Source organism: uncultured Hyphomicrobium sp. (assembly GCF_902826555.1).
Taxonomy (GTDB): Bacteria; Pseudomonadota; Alphaproteobacteria; order Rhizobiales; family Hyphomicrobiaceae; genus Hyphomicrobium_C.
Window position 1 is genome coordinate 1 of record NZ_CADEFI010000011.1, and the last position, 25,275, is coordinate 25,275.

General features: G+C 63.4%; 20 protein-coding genes. 8 read left to right on the forward strand and 12 right to left on the reverse strand.

Translation table 11 applies throughout. From position 1 onward, the window contains the following. From groL (QZV93_RS06940) to QZV93_RS06950, 3 genes are all read left to right on the forward strand, one after another. On the forward strand, positions 1 to 1,455 hold a 1,455-nt coding region (groL, locus tag QZV93_RS06940; protein WP_295557100.1), incomplete at its 5' end, for a chaperonin GroEL. 381 nt (positions 1,456 to 1,836) lie between these two features. Further along, on the forward strand, positions 1,837 to 4,044 hold the full coding sequence (gene katG, locus QZV93_RS06945) for a catalase/peroxidase HPI (RefSeq protein WP_295557102.1): 2,208 nt from the start codon (positions 1,837 to 1,839) through the stop codon (positions 4,042 to 4,044). 276 nt (positions 4,045 to 4,320) lie between these two features. Next, positions 4,321 to 6,645 (forward strand): TonB-dependent receptor, encoded by a 2,325-nt coding sequence (locus tag QZV93_RS06950; protein WP_295557104.1) that lies wholly within the window; start codon positions 4,321 to 4,323, stop codon positions 6,643 to 6,645. Between the two features lie 90 nt (positions 6,646 to 6,735). Here the strand turns inward: QZV93_RS06950 and QZV93_RS06955 are convergent, their stop codons facing one another. Next, a complete protein-coding gene (locus QZV93_RS06955) occupies positions 6,736 to 8,577 on the reverse strand; it encodes an ABC transporter ATP-binding protein (RefSeq protein WP_295557106.1) in 1,842 nt (613 codons plus the stop codon). A gap of 272 nt (positions 8,578 to 8,849) precedes the next feature. Between QZV93_RS06955 and hemF the strand changes: the two genes are divergently transcribed. Beyond that, positions 8,850 to 9,761 carry an oxygen-dependent coproporphyrinogen oxidase gene (gene hemF / locus QZV93_RS06960; RefSeq protein WP_295557107.1) on the forward strand — a complete coding sequence of 304 codons (912 nt, stop codon included), beginning with the start codon at positions 8,850 to 8,852 and terminating at the stop codon, positions 9,759 to 9,761. A gap of 16 nt (positions 9,762 to 9,777) precedes the next feature. On the opposite strand, the gene QZV93_RS06965 is transcribed toward hemF, so the two are convergent. Both QZV93_RS06965 and QZV93_RS06970 read right to left on the reverse strand, forming a co-directional pair. After that, complete coding sequence (locus QZV93_RS06965) at positions 9,778 to 10,494, reverse strand: carbonic anhydrase family protein (RefSeq protein ID WP_295557109.1); 717 nt, start codon at positions 10,492 to 10,494, stop codon at positions 9,778 to 9,780. A 163-nt stretch (positions 10,495 to 10,657) separates the two neighbouring features. Further along, positions 10,658 to 11,899, reverse strand: coding sequence for a hypothetical protein (locus tag QZV93_RS06970; RefSeq protein WP_295557111.1), 1,242 nt, complete (start codon positions 11,897 to 11,899; stop codon positions 10,658 to 10,660). 145 nt (positions 11,900 to 12,044) lie between these two features. On the opposite strand from QZV93_RS06970, the gene QZV93_RS06975 reads away from it, so the two are divergent. From QZV93_RS06975 to QZV93_RS06985, 3 genes are read left to right on the forward strand one after another with little or no spacing between them, the layout of a single operon-like run. Further along, a complete protein-coding gene (locus QZV93_RS06975; RefSeq protein ID WP_295557113.1) occupies positions 12,045 to 12,704 on the forward strand; it encodes a CoA pyrophosphatase in 660 nt (219 codons plus the stop codon). Then, the gene (locus tag QZV93_RS06980) at positions 12,701 to 12,997 is read left to right on the forward strand and encodes a DUF6111 family protein (RefSeq protein ID WP_295557114.1); all 297 of its coding nucleotides are present in this window, start codon (positions 12,701 to 12,703) and stop codon (positions 12,995 to 12,997) included. Before QZV93_RS06975 ends, QZV93_RS06980 begins: the two co-directional genes overlap by 4 nt. 11 nt (positions 12,998 to 13,008) lie before the next feature. Then, the gene (locus QZV93_RS06985) at positions 13,009 to 14,268 is read left to right on the forward strand and encodes a CCA tRNA nucleotidyltransferase (protein ID WP_295557116.1); all 1,260 of its coding nucleotides are present in this window, start codon (positions 13,009 to 13,011) and stop codon (positions 14,266 to 14,268) included. Between the two features lie 32 nt (positions 14,269 to 14,300). Here QZV93_RS06985 and QZV93_RS06990 read toward each other — a convergent pair whose 3' ends face one another. From QZV93_RS06990 to QZV93_RS07020, 7 genes are all read right to left on the reverse strand, one after another. Further along, a complete protein-coding gene (locus tag QZV93_RS06990) occupies positions 14,301 to 14,483 on the reverse strand; it encodes a hypothetical protein (RefSeq protein WP_295557117.1) in 183 nt (60 codons plus the stop codon). A 152-nt stretch (positions 14,484 to 14,635) separates the two neighbouring features. Then, positions 14,636 to 16,282: a chaperonin GroEL gene (gene groL / locus QZV93_RS06995; RefSeq protein WP_295557119.1), complete on the reverse strand. Its 1,647-nt coding sequence runs from the start codon at positions 16,280 to 16,282 to the stop codon at positions 14,636 to 14,638. Between the two features lie 50 nt (positions 16,283 to 16,332). Continuing rightward, positions 16,333 to 16,647: a co-chaperone GroES gene (gene groES, locus QZV93_RS07000; protein WP_295557121.1), complete on the reverse strand. Its 315-nt coding sequence runs from the start codon at positions 16,645 to 16,647 to the stop codon at positions 16,333 to 16,335. 415 nt (positions 16,648 to 17,062) lie between these two features. Further along, positions 17,063 to 17,374 (reverse strand): H-NS histone family protein, encoded by a 312-nt coding sequence (locus tag QZV93_RS07005; protein ID WP_295557123.1) that lies wholly within the window; start codon positions 17,372 to 17,374, stop codon positions 17,063 to 17,065. Positions 17,375 to 17,617: 243 nt separating this feature from the next. Further along, positions 17,618 to 18,850, reverse strand: coding sequence for an ABC transporter permease (locus QZV93_RS07010; RefSeq protein ID WP_295557125.1), 1,233 nt, complete (start codon positions 18,848 to 18,850; stop codon positions 17,618 to 17,620). Next, positions 18,847 to 19,635, reverse strand: coding sequence for an ABC transporter ATP-binding protein (locus tag QZV93_RS07015; protein WP_295557211.1), 789 nt, complete (start codon positions 19,633 to 19,635; stop codon positions 18,847 to 18,849). Before QZV93_RS07015 ends, QZV93_RS07010 begins: the two co-directional genes overlap by 4 nt. Positions 19,636 to 19,640: 5 nt before the next feature. Then, a complete protein-coding gene (locus tag QZV93_RS07020) occupies positions 19,641 to 21,125 on the reverse strand; it encodes an efflux RND transporter periplasmic adaptor subunit (protein WP_295557127.1) in 1,485 nt (494 codons plus the stop codon). A gap of 383 nt (positions 21,126 to 21,508) precedes the next feature. Here QZV93_RS07020 and QZV93_RS07025 point away from each other — a divergent pair, with 383 nt between their 5' ends. Continuing rightward, positions 21,509 to 22,099, forward strand: coding sequence for a superoxide dismutase (locus tag QZV93_RS07025; protein WP_295557129.1), 591 nt, complete (start codon positions 21,509 to 21,511; stop codon positions 22,097 to 22,099). Between the two features lie 60 nt (positions 22,100 to 22,159). On the opposite strand, the gene QZV93_RS07030 is transcribed toward QZV93_RS07025, so the two are convergent. Then, positions 22,160 to 23,437: a hypothetical protein gene (locus tag QZV93_RS07030; protein WP_295557131.1), complete on the reverse strand. Its 1,278-nt coding sequence runs from the start codon at positions 23,435 to 23,437 to the stop codon at positions 22,160 to 22,162. A 95-nt stretch (positions 23,438 to 23,532) separates the two neighbouring features. Continuing rightward, positions 23,533 to 25,050, reverse strand: a complete 1,518-nt coding sequence (locus QZV93_RS07035; RefSeq protein WP_295557132.1) for a helicase HerA-like domain-containing protein — start codon at positions 25,048 to 25,050, stop codon at positions 23,533 to 23,535. Positions 25,051 to 25,275: the final 225 nt, after the last annotated feature.

Below are 25,275 nucleotides of genomic sequence, written 5' to 3' on the forward strand. Positions count from 1 at the left end.
ACCGTCGCCAAGGAGATCGAACTCGAGGACAAGCTCGAGAACATGGGCGCACAGATGGTCCGTGAAGCGGCCCAGAAGACCAACGACCTGGCCGGCGACGGGACGACGACCGCATGCGTGCTGACGCAAGCCATCGTGCGCGAAGGCCTCAAGGCCGTCGCCGCCGGCATGAACCCGATGGACCTCAGACGGGGCATCGACCAAGCCGTCGCAGAGGTGGTGGCCGAGATCGGCAAGAAGGCGAAGAAGGTCAAAAACTCGTCGGAGATTGCCCAGGTGGGCACCATCTCCGCCAACGGCGAAAGCGCGATCGGCGCCATGATCGCGGAAGCCATGCAGAAAGTCGGCAACGAGGGCGTCATCTCCGTCGAGGAGGCCAAGAGCCTCGACTCGGAGCTTACCGTCGTCGAGGGCATGCAGTTCGACCGCGGCTATCTCTCGCCCTACTTCATCACCAACGCCGAGAAGATGATCGCCGAGCTCGACGAGCCCTACATCCTCATTCACGAAAAGAAGCTCTCGGGCCTGCAACCCCTGTTGCCGGTGCTGGAAGCCGTCGCTCAGACGGGCAAGCCGCTGCTCATCATCGCCGAGGAGGTCGAGGGTGAGGCTCTGGCTACACTCGTCGTCAACAAGCTGCGCGGCGGACTCAAGATCGCGGCCGTCAAGGCCCCGGGCTTCGGCGATCGCCGCAAGGCCATGCTCGAGGACATCGCGGTGCTCACGCGCGGGCAAACCATCAGCGAAGATCTGGGCATCAAGCTCGAGAACGTGACGGTCGACATGCTCGGGCGCGCCAAGCGCGTCACCATCAGCAAGGAAGACACGGTGATCGTCGACGGCGCCGGCAAGAAGAAGGAAATCGAAGGCCGCGTCAGCCAGATCAAGGCGCAGATCGAGGAGACGACCTCGGACTACGACCGCGAGAAGCTGCAGGAGCGTCTGGCGAAGCTTGCCGGCGGCGTGGCCCTGATCAAAGTCGGCGGCGCCACCGAAGTGGAGGTCAAGGAGCGCAAAGACCGCGTCGACGACGCTCTCAATGCCACCCGCGCGGCCGTCGAGGAGGGCGTGGTGCCGGGCGGCGGCGTGGCGCTGCTCAAAGCCACCAACGCCATAACGTCGAAGGGTGACAACGACGACCAGACGGCCGGCATCGCGATCGTACGCAAGGCGTTGCAGGCGCCGATCCGGCAGATCGCCGAGAACGCCGGCACCGAAGGCTCGATCGTCGTCGGCCGCGTGCTGGAGAGCAAGGGTGCCAACTTCGGCTACGATGCGCAGGCTGGCGAATACGGCGACCTGATCGAGAAGGGCATCATCGATCCGGCCAAGGTCGTACGCACGGCGCTGCAGGATGCCGCGTCCATCGCCGGACTTCTGATCACGACGGAGGCCGCAATTGCGGAGGCGCCGAAGAAGGACGCCGATCACAGCGCCGGCGGCATGGACATGTAGTCAGCAGATCTCGCATTTTCGGACACTTTCGGCGCCCGTGGAGACAGCTCTCCGCGGGCGCTTTACTGCCTGCGCTCCAGGATATCCGGTTGGGCTCGATCCATAAGAGTTTCCTATCGAGTCGATATACCAAATATATTTGCTCTTATGACCTCGGCCCTTTAATTGTCTGGAACCCCTCTAAACAATGGGCGGCCTGCTCCTGTTTCGGATCAGCAGTCACCGCCCGGAGGCGCCGCATACCAATGACCTTTCGCTTCGGGCCGGTACGCGTCGAACGACGCCAGCACGTGCGCAGTCTCATGCTCGCACCCAACGCAAACGACAGACGATAATTCCGGAACACCTCGACAGACGTACAAGACACGATCGGAGAGCACGATGGACGCAAAGACCGACGACAAAGGCCCGGGCAAGTGCCCGGTTTCTCATGGCACCGGCGGAACGCAGAACCGCGATTGGTGGCCGAACCAGCTGCGCGTCGACCTGCTCAACCAACACTCATCCAAATCCGATCCACTGGGACAGACGTTCAACTACCGCGAGGAGTTCAAGAAGCTCGATTACGAGGCGCTGAAGAACGATCTGCGCCAGCTCATGACCGAATCGCAGGATTGGTGGCCCGCCGACTTCGGCCACTATGGTCCGCAGTTCATTCGCATGGCTTGGCATAGCGCCGGCACCTACCGCACGGGAGACGGCCGCGGCGGCGGCGGCCGCGGCCAACAGCGTTTTTCTCCGCTCAACAGCTGGCCGGACAATGTCAATATTGACAAGTCGCGCCGCCTGCTTTGGCCGATCAAGAAGAAGTACGGACAGCAGATTTCCTGGGCGGATCTCTTCATCCTCACCGGCAATGTGGCGCTCGAGACGATGGGCTTCCGCACCTTCGGGTTCGCGGGCGGACGAGAGGACACCTGGGAACCGGATCAGGATGTCTATTGGGGGCGGGAGACCACCTGGCTCGCACTCAGCAACAATCCCCACAGCCGCTATTCGGGCGAGCGCGATCTCGAAAATCCGCTCGCGGCTGTTCAGATGGGCCTGATTTACGTCAATCCGGAAGGCCCGGACGGCAATCCCGATCCGGTGGCGGCCGCGAAGGACATCCGGGAAACGTTCAAGCGCATGGCCATGAACGACGAGGAAACCGTCGCGCTCATCGCCGGCGGGCATACGTTCGGCAAGACGCACGGCGCAGCTGCCGAATCCTATAAGGGCGCGGACCCCGAGGCCGGGGATCTCGAAGCGCAGGGCTTCGGGTGGACCAGCAATTTCGGCACCGGTCACGGCGCCGATGCCATCGGCAGTGGTCTCGAGGTCACCTGGACGCAGACGCCCGCTCAGTGGAGCAACTTCTTTTTCGAGAACCTGTTCAAGTTCGAATGGGAGCTGGAGAAGTCTCCCGCCGGGGCCCATCAGTGGGTGGCCAAGGACGCCGGGGACGTCATCCCCGAGGCGCACGATCCGTCTAAGAAGCGCAGGCCGAAGATGCTGACGACCGATCTGTCGCTGCGCTTCGATCCGGCCTACGAGAAAATCTCGCGGCGTTTTCTGCAAAATCCGCAGGCGTTTGCCGAAGCTTTCGCGCGCGCATGGTTCAAGCTGACACATCGCGATCTCGGACCGCGTTCGCGCTATCTGGGTCCGGAAGTGCCGAAGGAAGAGCTAATCTGGCAGGATCCGGTTCCCGCCGTCGATCATCCGCTGATCGACGCCGCAGACGCCGCCGCGCTCAAGGCCAAGGTGCTGGCTTCGGGCCTCACCGTCTCCGAACTGGTCGGTACCGCCTGGGCCTCGGCCTCCACCTTCCGCGGCGGCGACAAGAGGGGCGGCGCCAACGGTGCGCGCATTCGCCTTGCACCGCAGAAGGAGTGGGCCGCCAACCAGCCCGAGCAGCTCGCGAAGGTGCTCAAGGTCCTGGAACGCATCCAGCTCGAGTTCAATCTCGACCAGAGCGGCGGCAAGAAGATCTCGCTCGCCGACCTGATCGTGCTGGCAGGCAACGCCGGCGTCGAACAGGCTGCGAAGGCGGCCGGCCATAGCGTCTCGGTGCCGTTTACACCGGGCCGTACGGATGCTTCGCAGGCGCAGACCGATACCGAATCCTTTGCGTATCTCGAGCCGGTCGCGGATGGCTTCCGCAATTACCAGAAGGCCCGCTACGCCGTACCGGCCGAGGCGCTTCTCATCGACAAGGCACAGCTATTGACGCTCACCGCGCCCGAGCTGACGGTGCTGATCGGTGGTCTGCGCGCGATCAACATCAACGCTGGCGGTTCGACTCACGGCGTTCTGACCGAGCGGCCCGGCACCCTGACCAACGACTTCTTCGTCAATCTCCTGGATATGGGAACACAGTGGAAGGCGGTTTCCGAGACCAAGGAGGTGTTCGAGGGTGTTGACCGCAAAAGCGGCGCCAGGAAATGGACCGGCACCCGCGTCGATCTGGTGTTCGGCTCGAACTCGGTGCTGCGCGCTTTAGCCGAGGTCTATGCCAGCGCGGACGCACAGGACAAGTTCGTCCGCGACTTCGTCGCGGCCTGGACCAAGGTCATGAACGCCGACCGCTTCGATCTCGCCGCCTGATCGCGGGGCGACCTCTTAAAAACAATCAGGGCGGCGTTCCCGGAACGCCGCCCTTCGCTTTATCGCACCGGAATTTTACCCCGCATGTCAGACAAACATCCCGACATGCTTGGAAACGCGTCCGTATGCTTTGCAGATTGATCCGTGCGCACGCCATTTCTCGATGATTGCAGGCGTTCGTTGCGCTTACGCAACAACAAACATTACTAAATTTGTCGACATTCATCGCCCCTTCGGATTAGTTGATATTAATAGTCATCTTTTCTGGGGGTAGACGTGGGCACCGTTAAACTGACGATTTCTACACTGGCGTTGGCGGTTGCAGCCGGCTGGACACAGCAAGCTATCGCCCAAGAAGCCGCGGCCACACCGCCGGCCGCAGCGGCAACGGAAGAGATCACCGAGCTGCCGGGGCTGGTCGTCGAGGCGCCAGCCAAGCGCAACATCAAGAAAGAGAAGCTGCGCAAGAGCGCGCCGCAGCAGACCGGGCTGGCGGCAGTCCCGGCAGGCGCGGCTCTCGAGCAGCAGGTTGTCGAAGGCGAGAAGATCGTCCGCACGGTTCGCGACACGACGACGAGCGTCGGCGTCGTCACGGGCGAGGAGATCGAAGAACGGCAGATCCGCGATCTCGATGCGGCGATCGAGCAGACCGCCAACGTGATCACTTCGGAGGATCCGAATACCGGATTCGTGATCCGCGGTTTGAATTCGGAAGGTCAGACGGGGCTGCAACATATCTCCGCTGTGCCGCTGATCGGCGTCGTTGTCGATGGCGTGACCCAGAACCCGGACGCGGTGCGCCGCGGTGCGCGCGGTCTCTGGGATGTGGAGCAGGTGGAAGTGCTGCGCGGCCCGCAGTCGACGCTGCAGGGGCGCAACGCGCTCGGCGGAACCGTCATCGTCAAGACCAACGACCCAACTTACAAACTCGGCGGTGTTGTCGAGGGTACGATCGGCACCAATGACCTCTATGGTGCAGGCTTCGTCCTCAACGCTCCGATCGTTTCCGGTCAATCGGCATTTCGCATTTCCGGATACAAGACGGAGCATGACCGGGGCATCAGCTATTCGGATCCCTACAATGAACAGTTGGGCCTCGATGCCTACGACACGCTGCGCGGCAAGCTCCTGATCGAGCCGGACAGCCTGCCGGGGTTCAGCGCACTGTTCACAATTGCACGCACCAATGACGAGCCTGGCAGCGCCCAGGTATCCGGCCCGAACTTCGGTCGCCGGCTTGATGCGAGCTCTGACTTTACCGATTTTCGTGAAGGGTCCGCCGACAACTATGCGGCCGACATCTCCTACGAGTTCATGCCCGGCCTTACAATTCGGAGTGTGACTGCATTTGCAGACACGGAGAACACGATCAAGACTGCGCCCGGCGCGGCCTTCAGCCGTTACGGTGACAATACCGATGCTACGGACTTCACCCAGGATCTCAGGCTCGAGATCGACAACAGCGGCAACGGGATCTCCGGCGTCGTCGGTCTTTCATACGGCCACCTGAAGCGAGACAACTTCGGGCATTCAACTGCCAACCTGGACTATTTCTACACTGGCTATGGGTTTCCCAACCATCCGGTTCTGTTTGGCACCGGAACGTACGGGTCCGAGACGACCAATCTCGCGGCGTACGCCGATCTTCGCTATCGCTGGGATCGATGGTCGTTTAACGCGGGTGGACGCCTGCTGCGCGACACCATCGAGACTTCAGAAGACAGCAACAATTTGAGCACGACCGACGCAGACTTGTTCCAATTCATCGTGACAGGAATTCCGGTCTACGATCCGTACAATGCCAAGACAAAGGCGACGTTCGAAGAATTTCTGCCGAAGGTGGGAGTCACCTACGATCTGACTTCAAATCAGACGGTTGGCGCGACCTATAACAAGGGTTATCGAAGCGGATACGAGCAAGTCATTCGGACATTAAAAACGACCATCGTCTCGACTGTCGATCCAGAATTTGTCGACACCTATGAGCTGTCTTACCGGTCGAATTGGCTAGGAAAGACGCTGGATTTCAACGCCAACGTTTTCTACAACGAGTATGCGGATCAGCAGGTCGCGGTGCTTACTGACACTTACGCCGTTCAGGCGATCTTCAACGCAGCCAGCTCGCATTCTTACGGTGCCGAGTTGGAAGCTCGTTGGAGGCCGATTCCCGCGTTGCAAATCTTCGGCTCGATCGGACTTCTAAAAACAAAGTTCGACGACATCGTGCTCGGTCCGGACCTCGACGACGATTATTCGGGCAACGAGTATCCGGAAGCCCCGGCTTTCACCTTCTCCGCCGGCGCCATGTATCATTCGCCAACCGGCTGGTTCGCCGGCGCCAACGTGCGCCATGTCGACGGCTATTACAGCTCGGGCAATGTCGCCAACTTCGACACGGGTTACGTCGACGCCTACACAGTCGTAGACGCCGAGTTGGGCTGGGAGTGGGAGAGCTACACGCTCACGCTCTTCGCCAAGAACCTGTTCGACGAGCAGTACCTCACAAGCGTGAACGAGGTGGATGGCGGACGTATTTCGCCAGCCTATGGCTTCATCGGTGACGAGCGCCAAGTCGGGTTGACACTGAGAGCGGAGTACTAAGGCGCAAGCACTGCCGAGTTGAAGAAGTCCCGGCTCCCTGATGCGTGATTAAATCCATCGAGCAATCATGCATCAGGAAGCCGGGACTTCTCATTCCGCCGCGTCCTCGGTGAGGAAGCCGCCGGACTGGCGGGCCCAGAGGCTGGCGTAGAGGCCGCCTTTGCGCAGAAGCTCGATGTGCGTGCCCTGCTCAACGATGCGGCCCTGATCCATGATGATCAGGCGATCCATGGCGGCGATGGTCGACAGCCGGTGGGCGATGGCGATGACCGTCTTGCCCGCCATTAGCTCGGACAGGCTTTCCTGGATGGCGGCCTCCACCTCGCTGTCGAGTGCGCTGGTCGCTTCATCGAGCACGAGGATTGGCGCGTTTTTTAACAGAACGCGGGCGATGGCGATGCGCTGGCGCTGGCCGCCGGACAGCTTGACGCCGCGCTCGCCGACGTGGGCCTCGTAGCCGCGCCGGTTGCTCATATCCTCGAGCCCCTGAATGAACTCGTGGGCGTGCGCGCGCTTGGCCGCGGCGATGGCCTGCTGCTCGCCCGCCTCGGGACGGCCATAGAGGATGTTGTCCATGACCGAGCGGTGGAGCAGCGACGTATCCTGCGTCACGAGGCCGATGGAGGCGCGCAGGCTCTCCTGCGTGACGTGCGAGATGTCCTGGCCGTCGATCAGGATGCGTCCGCCTTCCACGTCATAGAAGCGCAGGAGCAGGTTGACGAGCGTCGACTTGCCGGCTCCCGAGCGGCCGACAATGCCCACTTTCTCGCCCGGCTTAATGGTCAGCGAGACCTCATCCAACACGCTTTTCACCTTGCCGTAGTGGAAGCGGACGGTGTCAAAGCGGATCTCGCCCTTCGGCACCTCGAGTGCGCGCGCATCGGGCCGATCGATGACCTCGTAGTCGCGCGAGATGGTCTGCATGCCCTCGTGCACGACGCCGATATTCTCGAAGATGCCGGCGACCGTGAACAGGATCCATCCCGACATGGCGATGATGCGGATGGAAAGCGTCATGGCAACGGTGATGGCGCCCATCGACACCGCGTCGCGGCTCCAGAGCCAGAGTGCGAGCCCGGCGACGGACACCAAGAGAGCGCCGTTCAGCGCGTAGAGCACGAACTCCATGACGGTGAGGTTGCGGTTTGCGGCCTGATGGCGCTCCAAATGGCCTTGCATCGCCTCCTTGGCGTAGGCCTCCTCGCGCTCCGCGTGGGCGAAGAGCTTGACAGTCAGGATGTTGGTGAAGCTGTCGACCACGCGGCCCGTGAGCCAGGAGCGCGCCTCGGAGGCTTCCGTCGAAAGTTTCTGGATGCGCGGCACGAAATGCCAGAGCACAACGGCATAAAGGGCGATCCAGCTCACGAGCGGCAGCACGAGGCGGGCATCGGCCTCCCAGAAGATGACAAGCGCACCGATGACGTGCACGGCCATGTACCAGATGGCATCCACGCCCTGGACGACAGAATCGCGCAGCGACGCGCCGGTCTGCATGATGCGCGTCGAGATGCGGCCCGCGAAATCGTTCTGGAAGAAGGCCAGCGACTGGCGCAGCACATAGGTGTGCGTCTGCCAGCGGATGCGCGTCGTGACCGACGGGGTGATCATCTGGTTCTTGACCAGATCGTGGGCGGCGGAGAATCCGGGCCGCGCGACAAGCGCCACGAACGCCATGACCAACAGCACCGTCGCATTCTCTGCAAAAAAAGTCTGCGGAGAGCTCGCGGCGCGCATCATGTCGACGAGGTTGCCGACGAAGGCCATCAGGATGACCTCGATCAGAGATCCGAAGAATCCGATGACGAGCAGGACGGCAAAGGGACGCCAGACCGGCTTGATGTAATGCCAGTAGAACGCCGCAATGCTCGCTGGCGGACGCTCCTTCGGGGCCGGCGCGAACGGGTCAACTCGGGTTTCAAACCAGCGGAACATCAGGCTCTTTCTAGGTGCGGTAACGTGCGTGGCGAGCCCGCGGCCGACGGGTCAGACAATGATTCACGCTTCGGAGCTTTCCCGCGCCGTCGATGCATCCCTCACCTGTCAGACAGCGCGGCGATCCGAGCGACCAGGGTCCGAAACGATCACGGTCTTTGGCGCAAACCCCTTCTCGTTTCTCCTGGGACAGGCTATGCGCTACCGATCCATCGTGCCCAAACGATGGCCCGGAACCCCACAGATGGGCAACTCGCGAGGAAATGGCAAGCATGGCCGAGACGGCAGCCGACATCGAATCCAGAAAAACTGCTGCCGAGGCGTGGTTTCAGACGTTGCGGGACGAAATCTGCGCCAGCTTCGAAAGGCTCGAGGCGGATCTTCCTGCGACGGCGCAGCTCGGCGGCGAGGCGCCGGGCCGCTTCGTGCAGACGCCCTGGCAGCGCACCGACCATACGGGGGCGCCGGGCGGCGGCGGCAAAATGAGCGTGATGAAGGGGCGCGTGTTCGAGAAAGTCGGCGTGCACACGTCAACCGTGTTCGGCGAGTTTGCCCCGGAGTTTCGCAAGCAAATCCCGGGCACCGAGGAGAACCCGCAGTTCTGGGCTTCCGGCATCTCGCTCATCGCGCATCCCCAGAACCCCAACGTGCCGGCCGTGCATATGAACACGCGCATGGTGGTCACCAGCAAATGGTGGTTCGGGGGTGGGGCGGATCTCACTCCCGTTCTCGACCGGCGGCGCAAGGAGGAGGATACGGACAGCCTCGCCTTTCACGCGTCGATGTACAGCGCGTGTGCGGCCCATGAAAAAATCGCCGACTACGCCAAGCTGCGCAAATGGTGCGACGACTACTTCTACCTGCCGCACCGCAAGGAAGCGCGCGGCGTCGGCGGCATCTTTTACGACTACCTGACGCCGACCGAGGAAGACGGCGGCTGGGATGCGGCCTTGGCATTCACACAGGACGTGGGTCGCGCGTTCCAACGCGTCTATCCGATGCTGGTGCGCGGCAACTATTCGATGCCGTGGACGGAGGCGGACCGCGAGGAGCAGCTGGTGCGGCGCGGTCGATATGTGGAGTACAATCTGCTCTACGACCGCGGCACGGTGTTCGGCCTCAAGACCGGCGGCAACGTGGACAGCATCCTGTCGTCGCTGCCGCCGGTAGTGAAGTGGCCATGAGGCGCGAAGCTCAGGTTCATCTAGCCTCGGCGAGCCCGCGATCGCTCTTGCGCTGAGTTGGGCGGGCGTTGTTCGGAAACAGGAGCGCGAACCGTCTGATCTGCTCCCGTGAGACCTCGATCGGATCCTGGAAGACCGTCCACACGAGGCCCTCGGAACAGGGCGGGGTCGTCAACGACCCGGTGTAACGGAACCCTGTCCGGGACTTTGGCAGAAGCACGGCCGGATCGAACCGCTCGACAGCCAGAACCTCGCCCCCCGCATTCAGCGGCATACAGTTGAAAACGGCATCGAGAGCGCTGTTGTGGCTTCCCTCCTTCATGAAGACGCCCACCACTGCAAGGCCACCCGCGCCTGATTTGTGAACCAGGTGCAGCTCCATGTCGAAGGCGACGCCGTCGAGCGTGTGTTCGCTCGGATGGTGAAAATGAAACTGTGCGAGATCGTATCCGGTGCCATCGATCGATACCGCGCCGCCGTCGGCTGCGGCGGCCTGGATGGTATGACCGTTGTTCGCGAGGCGGAGCGGAAGCGGGCGATAGTCGATCTCGATGCTCACCTCGGCCTTTTGCGCGTTCAAAAGATCGATGGGTGTCTGCTGGCTGCCGATCCGGCAAGCCGTGAAGTCGGGCGACAGATCGGCCCAATGATCGGGCCCCGTGTTGCCCTCGTAGGACCACCCCGGAACCCGGCGTGATCGTCCGCAATCGCCAGTCCCGGCACCGTGCAGCACGCGCAGCCCGCGACCGCATATTTCAGAAACGCGCGCCGCCCGATCGACATAGCATTCTCCTCCAGGCAGACGCGACTGTCCGCCTGCCTGCTGACGTCCCGGGACGTACAGTGTGCGCATGAAAGTAAAGACGCGATGAACCGGCGCCGTGGTGGCTGTGCCGTCAGCGGCCGGAGGCCACGTCGGCGTTGGCCTCGCGGAAGACCTCCGCAAACTCGATGGCGCCGGTGTTCGTGAGGTTGTCGTCCATGCGCTTGTCGAGGGCGACGAGAAGCTCGGCGCTCGACTTTTCGCGGACGATCGTGTTGCGGAAATAGGCGTCGCGGGCGAAGAAATTCGTCGTCGCCGCGTTCTTTGCCGCGGGGCGCATCATCTCGAGACCCGTACCGGGACCAGCGAGGTTCATGAGCTCGATTTCGGCACCGGTCAGCGCCTTCATGCCGGCGTTGTCGGCCATCTCTTTCAGCCCATACAGCTTTATGACCTGCAGCCAGGGCCCGATGTCGCCATCGAGATTGATGGCGTGAATGCCCATGCCACGGCGCGTGCGCGCGAAGGCGACGTGCTGGTCCCAGCGGTGGGGCACGGAGCGGGCCGCCTTGATCATGGCGGCGAGCTTTTCGTGCTTGTCAGCAAGCGCGCGCCGCCGGTCGGGACCGAGGCTGCGATCGGCGGACATCGCCTTCAGACGCGCGAGAAACTTGGCGCCGTGCTTTGCGAGTTCGTCGGTCGTGTTGGCGACGAGGAGCTGGGCGTAGCCAATCGCCGTCGAGATCGGCGTTCCCGTCTTCTTGATCGGGTGAATGCCCGATACCATGTCGGCGGTGCCGAGGCCGCTCGTCTCGAGCGCATAGACGCGTACGACCTGATCGCCGGTCAGTCCCAGAGAAAGGGCCTCGCGCGCATAGCGCAGCTTGAACTCGCGCTCCGGGACGCGCTCCGGCTCGAAGTCGTACTCGGCTTTGGCGTAGGACAGGAACTCGGTGATGCCGGGCTTCGGCTTCGGCGGCTCCTTCGTCTTGTCCTTCTCATCCTCGGCCTGATAGGCGTCCCAGCGCTTGGCCAGGGCCGCGGGAAGCTCGGGGCCTGCATATTTCGGCGGGAACGTGGTGACGTAGTCGGCGGCGATGACGGTCTCGCTACGGCCGCGCTTGCCGCGCCGCAATGCCTTCTTGTCGGAGACCTCACGCCAATAGGCATCGCTCTTGAACTCGTGCGTCGCCTTCGCCGACAAATAGTCCTCGAAGACCTTGCGCTCGGCGGGAGCCAGCGTCTTGGCAAACTTCTCGGAGCTACGAGCCGCGGCCGAGGCGGAACCCGTCAGCCCCGCGAGACAGAGCACCGCGCAGGCAAGTCCGGCCAGGATCGCGCGCATGGTCGGGGCTCCAGTCGGGGCGGCTGTCATGCAGGGTTCCTTCGCTCGATTCGCGCCTTGTCATGGCAGCAGAATAGGGCGTTTCCAGGGGAAACGCCCGTCACCTCCGTCGCGTTCACCAGACGAAGCGTTTGTGGCCATTCCCAACGGCGGCAAGGTGGCTTAGGACTGCCTGATGATCCCGTCATCGCTCTCCGATCAGCACGCTTTCAGCCCCGCCGGGTTCCGGGCGCTGGTGGAACGTTCGCTTTCGCGCCGGCAAGGGGACGGGGTCGAGCCCAGCGATTTCGATCTCAATCCGGAGATGGCGCCGTCGCATCTCGACCCCGATACGCTCGCGGCCGCGCGCCCGGCGGCGGTGCTGATCCCGGCCATCGCGCGCGAAACCGTCACGCTGCTTTTCACGCAGCGTACGGCACATCTTGCGGCGCACGCGGGCCAGATCGCCTTTCCCGGTGGAAAAACCGAGCCGCACGATCCGGATGCGCTTGCGACGGCGCTCAGGGAGGCGCGCGAAGAGATCGGCCTCGATGCCGGACTTGTAACGCCACTCGGAACGCTCGACCGCTATCTTACGGGCACCGGATTTCGCATCACGCCCGTAATAGGGCTCGTGGATCCCGATTTCAAACTCACCCTCGACGCCAATGAGGTTGCAGACGCCTTCGAAGTTCCGCTGCCGTTCCTCATGGATCCGGACAACTACCAACGTCATAGCCGCACCATCGGCGGGCATGAGCGACATTTCTATGCCGTGCCCTTCGGCAACCGCTTCATATGGGGCGCGACGGCGGGTATCCTCCGCAATATGCGCCAGAGGCTTTTCACATCATGATCCGAACGGTTATCGAGAACCTGCTGCTGTTCCTGCTACCAACCCTTCTCTATGTCGCCTGGGTGATGATCCGGCGCTACAGGGAAGCGCCGCAGGACGAGGAAGGCGCCAGCTCGCGCGCCGCCACTCGCGTGCTGGACGACGCGCCCCTCCTCTGGCTCTTCGCAAGCGGAGCCCTGCTCGTCATCATCACGCTCGCAGCGTTCGGAAGCTCGTCCGGGGGCAAGCCGGGGCAGCACTACGCGCCTTCCATCCTGAAAGACGGCAAGATCCAACCGAGCCAAATCGAGTAGGGCCGAGACCAATGCGCGAGGACGGTGATCAGCGGCCGCCCAGCCTCGCCGGCGCACCGTGGCTTACAAGCGCCGCCACGCTCGCCGTGCTCGAGGCTATTGCGAAGGGCGGGTTCGAAGCGCGTATCGTCGGCGGGGCCGTACGCAATGCCCTGCTCGGCGCGCCGGTCAAGGACATCGATATCGCGACCACGGCCGTGCCGCAGGATGTCATCCGGCTTGCGGCTGCGGCGGGTTTGGGTGCGGTCCCAACGGGTGTCGCGCATGGGACCGTGACCGTCATCGCGCACCACCAGCCCATCGAGGTCACGACGCTCAGGCGGGACATCGAGACCTTCGGCCGACAAGCGCGAGTGGCGTTCACCACCGACTGGGCGGAGGATGCCGCCCGGCGCGATTTCACGCTCAATGCGCTCTATTGCGACGCCGACGGAACCGTTCACGATCCGATGCAGGGATACCCGGATCTGCTGGCCCGGCGGGTGCGCTTTATCGGCCGCCCCGAAGAGCGCATTCACGAGGACTACCTCAGGATTCTGCGTTTCTTCCGCTTCACGGCGATCTATGCCGACGGGGCACCCGATGCGGCCGGTCTCGCCGCCTCGATCGCGCTCGCCGACGGTCTCGATCAGCTTTCGGCAGAACGCGTGCGCGCCGAGCTTCTGCGCCTGCTCGGGGCGCGGCGCGCGGTCGAGATCGTCGCCGTCATGGCGGATGCGAAGCTGTTCGAGCGTCTGATCGGGACAAATGCCGACGCCAGCCTGCTTGGCCGCCTCGCCGGCATCGAACACGCGCTTGGACGTGATGCAGATGCGCTGTTGCGGCTCGGCGCCCTGTCAGGCGGCGGACGCCATCTTACGGCTCTCGGCGCGCGTCTGCGCCTCTCGAACGCGGATAGCGAGCGACTGGCCCGGCTCGCTCTGCCGGATCCGGCTTTCCTACCCAACACGGACGAGAGCGAAGCGCAGGCGTTCCTCTATCGCTTTGGCGTCGAGACGTTCCGCGACGGCGTGCTCTTCGCCTGGGCGTTGAGCGGCGCGGCGGCGGACGACACCCGTTGGCGCGACCGGTTGGCGCTACCTGCCCGATGGGCAGTGCCTCAGCTTCCGGTGCGCGGCGCCGATCTTCTCGAGAAAGGCCTTGCCGAAGGTCCAGCCATCGGACGCGTCATGCGCGCATTCGAGGACTGGTGGATCAACGAAGGCTTTCCGGAGGATCAGATCCGGCTCGCGCGCGCGCTGTCCGATATCGTCAAAGCGAACCGGAATTGAAACCGCAGACGCGATCGGGCAGTCGCCGCCTGCTATTTGGCGCGGGGACCCTGGAGGCGGATCATCGCAGCCTCGATCCGGCGCCACGTGGCGGCCTGCTCGGCAGCGCCCTCCTCCTCGAAACCGCGGGCCTTACGGGCCGCCTCGGCGATGGCCTTCGTACCCTGAACTTCCATCAGTTTGCGAGCGTGCTCTTCGATCTCGATGGCGAGCATGGCGTCGTCTCCTTTGCTCGTTTCCGGTTTCGATGCCCCAGTGTTTGGACATTTGGGACCCACGCGCTCGGAGGCAAGAGGGGAGCAGACGCAAAAAAGGCCGGAGCGTCGCCGCTCCGGCCTTCGATTTTGCGTGATCGGAAGCGACGGACTTAGAAGTCCATACCGCCCATGCCGCCCATGCCACCGCCGCCCATCGGCATGGCGGGAGCGTCCTTCTTGGGCTTGTCGGCGACCATGGCTTCGGTCGTGATCAGGAGGCCGGCAACGGAAGCCGCATCCTGAAGCGCGCAACGCACGACCTTGGTCGGGTCGATGACGCCCTCGGCGATGAGGTCGCCGTAGACGCCGGTCTGGGCGTTGAAGCCGTAAGCGTACTTGTTGTTATCGAGGATCTTGCCAGCAACGACCGAGCCGTCCTCACCGGCGTTCTGGAAGATCTGACGCGCCGGCGACTGAAGCGCCTTGCGCACGATCGTGATGCCGACCTTCTGGTCCTCGTTGTCGCTCTTGAGATTTTCCAGAGCCTTGATGGCGCGGAGAAGAGCGACGCCGCCGCCAGGAACAACGCCTTCCTCGACAGCCGCACGCGTGGCGTGCAGCGCGTCGTCAACGCGATCCTTGCGCTCCTTGACTTCAACTTCGGTTGCGCCGCCGACCTTGATCACAGCCACGCCACCAGCAAGCTTTGCCAGACGCTCCTGCAGCTTCTCGCGGTCGTAGTCCGAGGTGGTCTCCTCGATCTGCGCCTTGATCTGCTTCACGCGGGCGTCGATGTCGGCCTTCTTGCCGGAACCGTCGACAACGGTGGTGTTCTCCTTGTCGATGGTCACGCGCTTGGCGCGGCCGAGCATGTCGAGCGTCACGGTCTCGAGCTTGATGCCGACGTCCTCGGAGATCACGGTGCCGCCCGTGAGAACGGCGATGTCCTCGAGCATGGCCTTGCGGCGATCGCCGAAGCCAGGAGCCTTGACGGCTGCAACCTTGAGGCCGCCGCGGAGCTTGTTGACGACCAGCGTGGCGAGAGCTTCGCCTTCGACGTCCTCAGCGATGATGAGGAGCGGCTTGCCGGTCTGAACGACGGCTTCCAGAACCGGAAGCATGGCCTGCAGACCCGAGAGCTTCTTCTCGTGGATGAGAATGTAGGGGCTCTCAAGCTCGGCAATCATCTTGTCGGCGTTGGTGATGAAGTAAGGCGAGAGATAGCCGCGGTCGAACTGCATGCCCTCGACGACGTCAAGCTCGGTCTCGAGGCTCTTCGATTCCTCGACGGTGATGACGCCCTCGTTGCCGACCTTCTTCATGGCTTCGGCGATCTTGGCGCCGATCTCGGTATCGCCGTTGGCGGAGATGGTGCCGACCTGGGCGATCTCGTCGTTGGACGTGACCTTCTTCGACTTGGCCTTGAGCTCCTCGACGACAGCCTGCACGGCGATGTCGATGCCACGCTTAAGGTCCATCGGGTTGGCGCCAGCCGCGACCGACTTGGCGCCTTCCTTGACGATCGCCTGGGCGAGAACGGTGGCAGTGGTGGTGCCGTCGCCGGCCAGGTCAGCGGTCTTGGACGCGACCTCGCGCAGCATCTGGGCGCCCATGTTCTCGAACTTGTCCTCGAGCTCGATCTCCTTAGCGACCGTGACGCCGTCCTTGGTGATGCGGGGGGCGCCGAAGCTCTTCTCGATGACGACGTTGCGGCCCTTGGGGCCGAGGGTCACCTTCACGGCGTTGGCGAGGATATCGACGCCACGCAGCATGCGCTCGCGGGCGTCCTGGGCAAATTTCACGTCTTTAGCGGCCATATCTGGCACTCCGTTCGAATTTAGGGGCTAGTTGAAGAGCGGGAAGGTGCTTAGGCGGCCTTCTTGGCCGACGACTTGCCTTCCAGGATGCCGAGGATGTCGCTCTCCTTCATGATGAGGAGGTCCTCGCCGTCGATCTTCACCTCGGTGCCGGACCACTTGCCGAACAGCACGCGATCGCCGGGCTTCACTTCGAGGGCAACGATCTTGCCCTGCTCGTCGCGGGCGCCAGGGCCGACTGCGACGACTTCGCCCTGCTGGGGCTTCTCCTTGGCGGTGTCCGGAATGATGATGCCGCCAGCGGTCTTGGTGTCCTCTTCGACGCGCTTGACGACGACGCGGTCATGCAAGGGACGGAACTTCATGGGGTTTTCCTCATGATGGAATTGGTTGAACTTCTTGGAATCACCCCGGATGGGCTGTCTTGCGCACATCGGAGTTGCATGCACCATCTGTCCGCGGGGGCGGATCTGTGATGGCGCAGCGCCTATATGTGGAGAGCTGGTAGCACTGTCAAGCACAGAGTGCCAACACGTGGCGCGCCATTGCGGTTTAGATGAATTGGCGACCGCCCTCGGCCTTTGCTTTGCCGGGTTCGCTTTTAGGAACTCAAAACGAGCATTGTCTGGACGGCGCAGCCGCGGGGCGGGCAATCGCGCATTTAGGCCGCGGGCTGATGATAAAATTCGCGTTTGCGCGCAAATCGGTGGAATGGAACGCTAAAAGCTGTGCGCCACTCGAATGAGCGGCGCACAGAACGAGGGCAGTCGAATAACGACTTCAGACTGCAAAATCGGTAATTTTCGCACCCTTGCTCAGCTTTGCGACAAGCCAATTGGGCTTTCTGCCGCGACCGGTCCAGGTCTCAGAACGATTGTCGGGATTCTGGTATTTCACGGCAACGGACTTGCCTCTGCCGCGGCCACCGAACAGCTCACCAACAGAAAATCCTGCATTTTCGGCAAGCGATGCGATTTTGTGCTTCAACTCCGAGCGCTCACGGTCCTTCGCCGCTGCCAAAGCCTTCTGGGCGCGGGCGATATGATCCGTCAGCTCCTTAACGGACATCTTGTCGTAGTTGATGCTAGCCATTCTTCACTCCGTTGGCTCGTCATTCGATTGGTCGGATGCGGCACGGCTTTGTATAAAGCCTTCGAACCGGCTGCGTGGAAAACCTACAAAAAAAGATAAATTCCGCGCACCCCCATGCTTCGTTCACGAACAATCTCAACTTCAGCGGGCGAAATAAGCGGCGAGCCGAGCGAATACAGACTGTCCGGCTGTTCAGTAAGTTCTTTTCGGGTGTTTCGTCAAGACGGAGCAAAGTTGGCGGCGCTATTCGCTTCGCAACGCATCGATGGGATTAAGCAGCGCGGCCCGGCGGGCAGGAAATAATCCGAAACATATTCCTGTCGCGGCAGCTGCCGCGAGAGCCCCGCCCAGAACCGCGGGCGAAACAAGAACCGGCCAATTTGCAACAAAAGCAATCACGGCCGACGCCGATACACCAATCGCGATGCCAATAAGCCCGCCCAGCAGGCAAAGCGAAACCGCCTCGACAAGAAATTGCATCATTATATCGCGACGCCGGCCGCCGACCGCCATTCGAAGCCCAATCTCGCGCGTACGCTCCGTTACGGAGACAAGCATGATGTTCATGATGCCGATGCCGCCGACAATGAGCGAAATAACGGACGTTGCCGCAAGAAGATAGCTCAGCGTGGTCAGGACCTCGCTTCGAGCTTTCATCGTTTCGGCGAGATTTCTTACGGAAAAGCTATCTTCAGTGCCGGCGCGGTTGTTTCGGCGCTGACGCAGGTAAGTCTCTATATCCTCCTGGACTGCCGCCATGTCGGAACTTTCGTCGACCTTGACGTAAATGCGTCCCACACGGTCGTTCTGCACCTGGCTTTTGCCGGAAACCCTCAAGCGCGCGGTCGTGATCGGCATCAGAACGATGTCGTCCTGATCGCGCCCCATGACCGATTGTCCCTTCGGCGCCAGGACACCGACCACCTCGAACGGCACGTTTCGGATGCGTATGGACGCTCCGACGGGCTCCTCTCCCGGAAAGACCTCTTTTGCGACAGTGGCACCAATGACGGCCACCTTGGCTCCGGTGCGGACGTCGTTCGGCTCGATGTCGCGCCCGGACACGACCGGCCAGTCACGCACGGTCGCATATTCCGCATGGACGCCGCTTAGAGAGGACGTCCAGTTGGTGTTGCCGCGTACGACGGGGCCCGAATCTTCGATCTGCCCGGCTACCGCGACCACACCCGGGATCTTGTCGCGGATGCCTGCCACATCAGCCTCACTCAGGGGAATGTCGGTGCCGGCTCCACCCGATCGTCCCATCACGCGCATGGACCCCGGGAAAACAACGAGCATGTTGGTGCCGAGCGCCTTGATCTGCTTGTCCACCTCGCTCGAGGCGCCGGTGCCGACAGCGACGAGGATGATGACCGAGGCGACGCCGATGACGATACCAAGCGTGGTCAGGACCGAGCGCAGGAGGTTCACCCGCAATGCCCGCACAGCGATCAGAATGCTGTCCCAGAAGCTCATGGCGTCACAGGGGGCGGAACTCCACCCTCCAAGGGAGCCGCCCCGGTGTAGGGCGTCTGGCGAATATCATCGACGATGTGTCCGTCGCGGAACGTAACGCGGCGCCCGGCCCAGAGCGCGATCTCGGGCTCATGGGTGACGACGACGATGGTGATCCCCTCGCGGTTGAGGTCGCGGAAGACCTGCATGATCTCCTCGGATGTGCGGGTATCGAGGGCGCCGGTGGGCTCGTCGGCGAGGATCAGTTTCGGGTTGTTGACGAGGGCGCGGGCGATGGCAACGCGCTGCTGCTGGCCGCCTGAAAGCTGGCGCGGGGTATGATCCATGCGGTTGCCGAGCCCAACCTGCTCGAGGCGTCGCCTTGCCATGGCCTCGCTGTCGGCGGGCCGGGGATGGGCGTAGAGCAACGGCAGCATCACCTGCTCCAAAGCAGACGTACGCGCCAGCAGGTTGAACTGCTGGAAGACGAAGCCGATGGAGCGATTCCGGAGCTCGGCGAGCTCGTCCACCGAGAGGGCGCCGATATCGCGCCCGTCGAACAACAATTGCCCCGAGGTCGGCACATCGAGGGCACCGATGAGGTTCATCACCGTCGACTTGCCCGAACCGGACGGGCCCATGATGGCGACGAAATCCCCCGCGGCGATCTCGAGGGTGATGCGGTCGAGCGCGACCAGGTCCTGCTCGCCCACGCGATAGACCTTGCTCAGCTCCCGCGCGGAGATGAGCGGGGGACCGAGTGCGGGCGCTTCCCGCGGCATGTCCGGCTCGGCGGGCCGCTCCATGATCGTCACGACTTTACATCCCTGCCGCGAATGATGACCGGCTCGCCTTCCTCGAGATTTCCACCCACGATCTCGGTGAACTGGTCGTCGGCAAGGCCAATGCGGACGTTGCGGCGTTCGGGAACTCCGGTCTTGCCGAGCACCCATACGGCCGCCGGGCGCACGGTCTCGCGGCCCTCTTTCCAGCGCTGGAACGCGGAGCGCTGGCTGTCCGTCAAAAGCGGAGCCAGGGCCTGCTCGATGCGCGAGATCATCTTCTGACGGTACTCTCCGCGATCCCGCCCAGGTCCGCCGCCGATGAAGCTCGTCTGCTCGTTGCCCGACCGCATCTCGCTGCGGAGCTGCTCCATCACCTTGCGCACCGCTTCGACCTGGGCGTCATCGAGCTGCATCTCGGTCTTGAGGCGCTCCAACATCTGGCCGCTCCGGTCGCGGCGGCCACCTGCCTCGCCGCGGTCGTCTCCGCTCGCGGCAACCTCCACCTTCGGCTTGAAGCGCAGAGCGTCGTTCGAGATGCGCAGCGCGCCTTCCCGCGTTGCGGACACGATGATGACGTTGGCGGTCATGCCCGGAAAGAGCTTGCGGCCTTCGTTGGCGGCCTCGACGATGACGGTGTATGTGACGACGCTGTTGAGCTCGGTCGCGGCAAGGCGGACCTGGGTGACGCGACCCTCGAACTGCTTGTCCGGGTAAGCGTCGACGGTAAACGTCGCAGCGTTGCCTTCAGCGACGGCGCCGACGTCGGCCTCATTCACCTGGGCCTCGATGCGGATGCGCGACAGATCCTGAGCGATCTTGAACAGCTCCGGCGCCTGCAGGCTTGCGGCCACGGTCTGGCCGGGATCGACCGTGCGCGAGATGACGGTGCCATCGATCGGCGAGCGGATATCCGCGCGTTCCAGATCGATCTCGGCTTGATCGAGTGCGGCCTTGCGCTGCTCGATCGTCGCCCGGGCGCTCATCACCTGCGCTTCCGAAACAGCAATGTCCGCCTTGGCAACGTCGCGGTCACGGATTGCGGTCTCGAACGTCAGTTGCGGCGACAGCCGCTTCTCGGCCAGTGCCTGTTGGCGTTCGACGTTGGTTTCCGCAGCCTGCAACACAGCCTTGGCTTTGTTCATCGCCGCTTCCTGATTGGCGAGCGCAGCCTCGGCGGAGGAGAGGTCGGCCTTGGCCTGGGCGACTTTTGCCGCGAAGGTCTTGGCATCGATGGTGGCCAGGATGTCTCCGGGTTTCACCTCGCTGTTAAAGTCGACCTTGACCTGGTCGACCTGACCCGAGAGCTGCGAGCCGACGCTCACCGTCACCAGGGCGCGGACAGGACCTGACGTCGAGACGATCTTGCGGATCAGCCCCTTGGCCGCGGGCTGGGTCTCGTAGACGACACCCCGGCCGGTCGACGCATTTGGCCCCAACAGCCAGATCCCTAGGAGACCGGCCAAGGCCACAGGGATGGCGAGGGTAAACAGGGAACTCAGGCGTCTTGTCATGGATTTCCGACCGGTCAGGCTCGCGAGATCGAGGCTATTACACGTACTAGAGGACGGAATTGCAGCTTACTTCCGTCGCGGTTGCCTGCCGTCGTCCAAGATCCTTTGCCGCGAGCGCAAGATTACCACAACGATGAACGGCAGATGAACGGCGCATTCAGGACGGGTTCAGCGGGCCATCCTAAGGTGTGATAACCCTGAGATCCTATCTTCCCCGGCGTGATCCACGGGGGTGCATCGCTCAGGGTCGGTGCACCCCCACCCCGCCTCCCCGGCACGCCAGCAGCGGCGCTCTTGGTCCGCTTCCTTACAGAGCTTGAATGGAACCTCCCGAGCCGTTAGGCATTGGGCGACATTGGTTTCCGCGCAACGGAGTACGCCCCGTGACCTTCAAGCTCCCTGAACTTCCCTACGCCTACGACGCGCTCGCGCCGTTCATGTCGGCCGAGACGCTGCAATTCCACCACGACAAGCATCACCAGGCTTACGTAGACAACGGCAACAAGCTGATCGTCGGATCCGGTCTCGAGGGTAAATCCATCGAGGAGATCTGCGCGGCCGCCTACGCCGGCAAAAATCAGCCGCTCGTGAACAACGTGGGGCAGCATTACAATCACATCCACTTCTGGCAGTGGATGAAGAAGGGCGGCGGCGGCAACAAGCTGCCGGGTTCCATCCAGAAGCTCGTGGACGGCTACGGTGGGTTCGACAAAGTGCGCGCCGACTTCATCAACGCGGGCGTGACGCAGTTCGGCTCGGGTTGGGCCTGGCTTGCCGTGAAGGACGGCAAGCTCGAGGTGACCAAGACCCCCAACGGCGAGAACCCCCTCATGCACGGGGCGCAGCCGATCCTCGGCGTCGACGTGTGGGAGCACAGCTATTACATCGACTACCGCAACGCGCGGCCGAAATATCTCGAGGCCTGGTTCGACAACCTAGTCAATTGGGAGCACGTCGAGGAGTTGGCGGGCTGAGGCCTGCGACGATCGCCTGAAAATTCGAGCGCGGGATCCAACGGTCCCGCGCTTTTTGTTTCAGCGGCGATACCAGCCGGCGAAGGCAGACCCCAGGGTTTCGTCCTCCGGGATCTGGATGTCGACCGAGAAGCGCCGATCCGGAATGGCAACGGGGGCGGGCACACCCCGCGGGTCGCGCAGCAGCGCGGAGATGCGCACCACCAAGTCGTGAGGGCCTGCCGCCCCAGGCGTCACGAGCCACACCCATCGTCCGAACGTTGCAGGATCGCGCGCCGCTAGCGCATGCTTGATGCTCACGAACTGGGTGCGCTCCGACTGGCGCTCGATCTCGAAGGCCTCCGAGCTGCCATAGAGACTGACCGACAGCGTTTCGATGCTTTGGCCGAGCGTGCCTTGGCCATGGCCCGTCTGTGCGAGCTGGGACAGGATCTCGCGGCCGATCGCGATCTCGACCGTCGTCGGCGCGCCGAGCCACATCGCGGCCGGGATGTGATGCACGAGGAGGCCGGCGTCGACCGCCCGCCCCAGGTCGTCGGCGGTGAGCGGAACTGCGGTTGCGCGCTGCGGCCCGGCATGACGGGGAGCGACGTTCCCCGTCTCGTACGGCGGCCGGACCGGCGCGTGCTCGGTGTGGGGGGCCGGGACGTGCGGAGGCGGATACGCCGGCGGCTGCGCCGTCAGGTCAGGCCCGGCTTCGACCTCGGGCAGATCCGACAGCGGGCGCACGCGAATGCGGGCTGCGGGCTCGCCGACGACCGGGGCCGCCGGGGCGGTGACGGCGGATTGCGCGGACCGCTTCGCCCCGCCGACGGCGGGGCTCGGAGCCCGGCGGCCAGCCGCCGGAGCCGATGGGGGCGCGCGCTGCGGGATCGGTGGCGGGACCGCTGGAGCGCCGGAGGACTGCTCCGCGACCGGTGCACCCGCCGACCGCCGTGCGGCCTCGCGCTCAGTCATGTCGCGGAGGGAGGAGGCGGCGGTGTTCATGCGCGCCACGACGCGGGCAATGCCTTCAGTGTCGCGCGGGGTGAGCATAACGAGCTTGCGGAACATCAGCGGCAGCTTCGTCAACGCCAACTCCTCGGCGCGGACGGGAACGAGCAGATTGAGAGGCATCGTCTCGCGAGCGATGTCGGCGAGGCCGGCGTTCTGTGCCGAAGTCTCGGTCCAGAGCACGATCACGGCCTCGAACTGGCGCAAACGCGAGGCGCGCTCATGGCGCGGCGTATCGGGCTCGCCGTCGAAAGAGACGAAGTGGCCACGCCCCATGAGCGCCGCCCCGAGATCCCGCGCCGGGCTCGCGTCCTTTGGCACATGACAGATGAGTATGCGTGCCATGCTGTTTCCCCAAACAACGCAGCCCCAATGCCGCGCGTCTACGCCAACAACCCGGTACGCAACACATGTCTGCCCTTAAGCGGCGGCAGATGCCCTCACCGACTACGACCCGTAATCGACTTCACGATGATGTTCTTGATGGTGGTGGCAATGGTGCGCGAGATGGAGCGCTGAAGATCCTTGCCGATCATCTCGCCCATGCCCTGACTCGGGCGGCCCTTGGGCTTACTGCCGGCGGGAGCGTTACTGCCGCCACCGCCGCCGAAAATGATGTCGCCCCATCCGCCGCCGGTCGAGCCTGCTTCCTCGGTCGCCGTATTGGTGCGCTTGGTAATGATCTCGTGTGCGCTCTCGCGATCGATGGTCTCTTCGTACTTGCCGTAGACGGGGCTGTACTCGATCACGCTCAGGCGCTCGTCCTCGGAAACCGGACCGACGCGCCCTTCAGGCGGACGGATCAGCGTACGCTGAACCATGGACGGTTCGCCTTTGTTCTCGAGCGTCGATACCAGCGCCTCGCCCACCTTGAGCTCCATGATGACGCGCTCGGTGTCGAGATCGGGATTCTTGCGGAAAGTCTCGGCCGCGACTTTGACGGCCTTCTGCTCCTGGGGCGTGAATGCGCGAAGCGCGTGCTGCACGCGGTTGCCGAGCTGGGCCGAGACCGAGTTCGGTACGTCCATCGGGTTCTGCGTGATGAAGTAGACGCCGACGCCTTTCGAGCGAATGAGGCGCGCGATCTGCTCGATGCGCTCCAGGAGAGCCTTCGGCGCCTCGTTGAACAGCAGATGCGCCTCGTCGAAGAAGAAGACCAGCTTGGGCTTCGGAAGGTCGCCCGCCTCGGGGAGCGTCTGCCAGAGCTTGGTCAGCATCCAGAGCAGGAAGGTGGTGTAGAGGCGCGGCTTCTCCATCAGCTTGTCGGCCGCGAGGACGCTGATCACGCCGCGCCCATCCGGAGCGGTGCGCATGAAATCCTTGATGTCGAGCGACGGCTCGCCGAAGAACTGATCGGCACCCTGCTCCTCGAGCACCAGGAGACGGCGCTGGATGGCGCCAACAGACGTGGTGGCCACGTTGCCGTACTTCTGGATCAGCTCCTTCGAGCGCTCGGCCACGTTGGCGATGATGGCGCGCAGATCCTTGAGGTCGAGAACCGGGATCTTCTCGTCGGCGGCAACACGGAAGGCGATGTTGAGGACGCCCTCCTGTACCTCGTTGAGCTCCAGCATGCGCGACAGCAGGAGCGGGCCCATGTCGAGCACGGTGGCGCGGATCGGATGGCCTTCCTTGCCGAAGACGTCCCAGAAGATGGTCGGATAGGCGCGCTGCTTCCAGTCGTCGCCAAGGCCGACCTCGGCGGCGCGCTTGACGAGGAAATCCTTCGGCTCGCCGACGGCGGCCAGGCCCGAAAGGTCGCCCTTGATGTCGGCCGCGAAGACGGGAACGCCGGCCGCGGAAAACCCTTCGGCCAGCACCTGCAGCGTCACGGTCTTGCCGGTGCCCGTGGCGCCGGTGATCAGGCCGTGCCGGTTGGCGAAGCGCAGCTCCAGGTACTCGGGCTTCGTGCTCTTGCCGATGAAAATCTTGCCGTCCTGAAGCACCGACTGGCTCATTCCGCTCTCCGAATAGAAACCCGACCGGTCAACTCCGCCGGTGGAACGCCGGTCCTTCATGCACCATGACTTGGGCCGACTCGGGTCGCTCGCAACCTCAGGCCCTCATTGCATGGGGCTCGTAGTATTGCAAATTCAGTTGCATGGACCTCTCCGTCAAGCTGGGGAAATGTGGGCGGCCTCCTCGCGAGGCTGTCTCGCAGCGGGATTCCTGGCCGTCGCCGA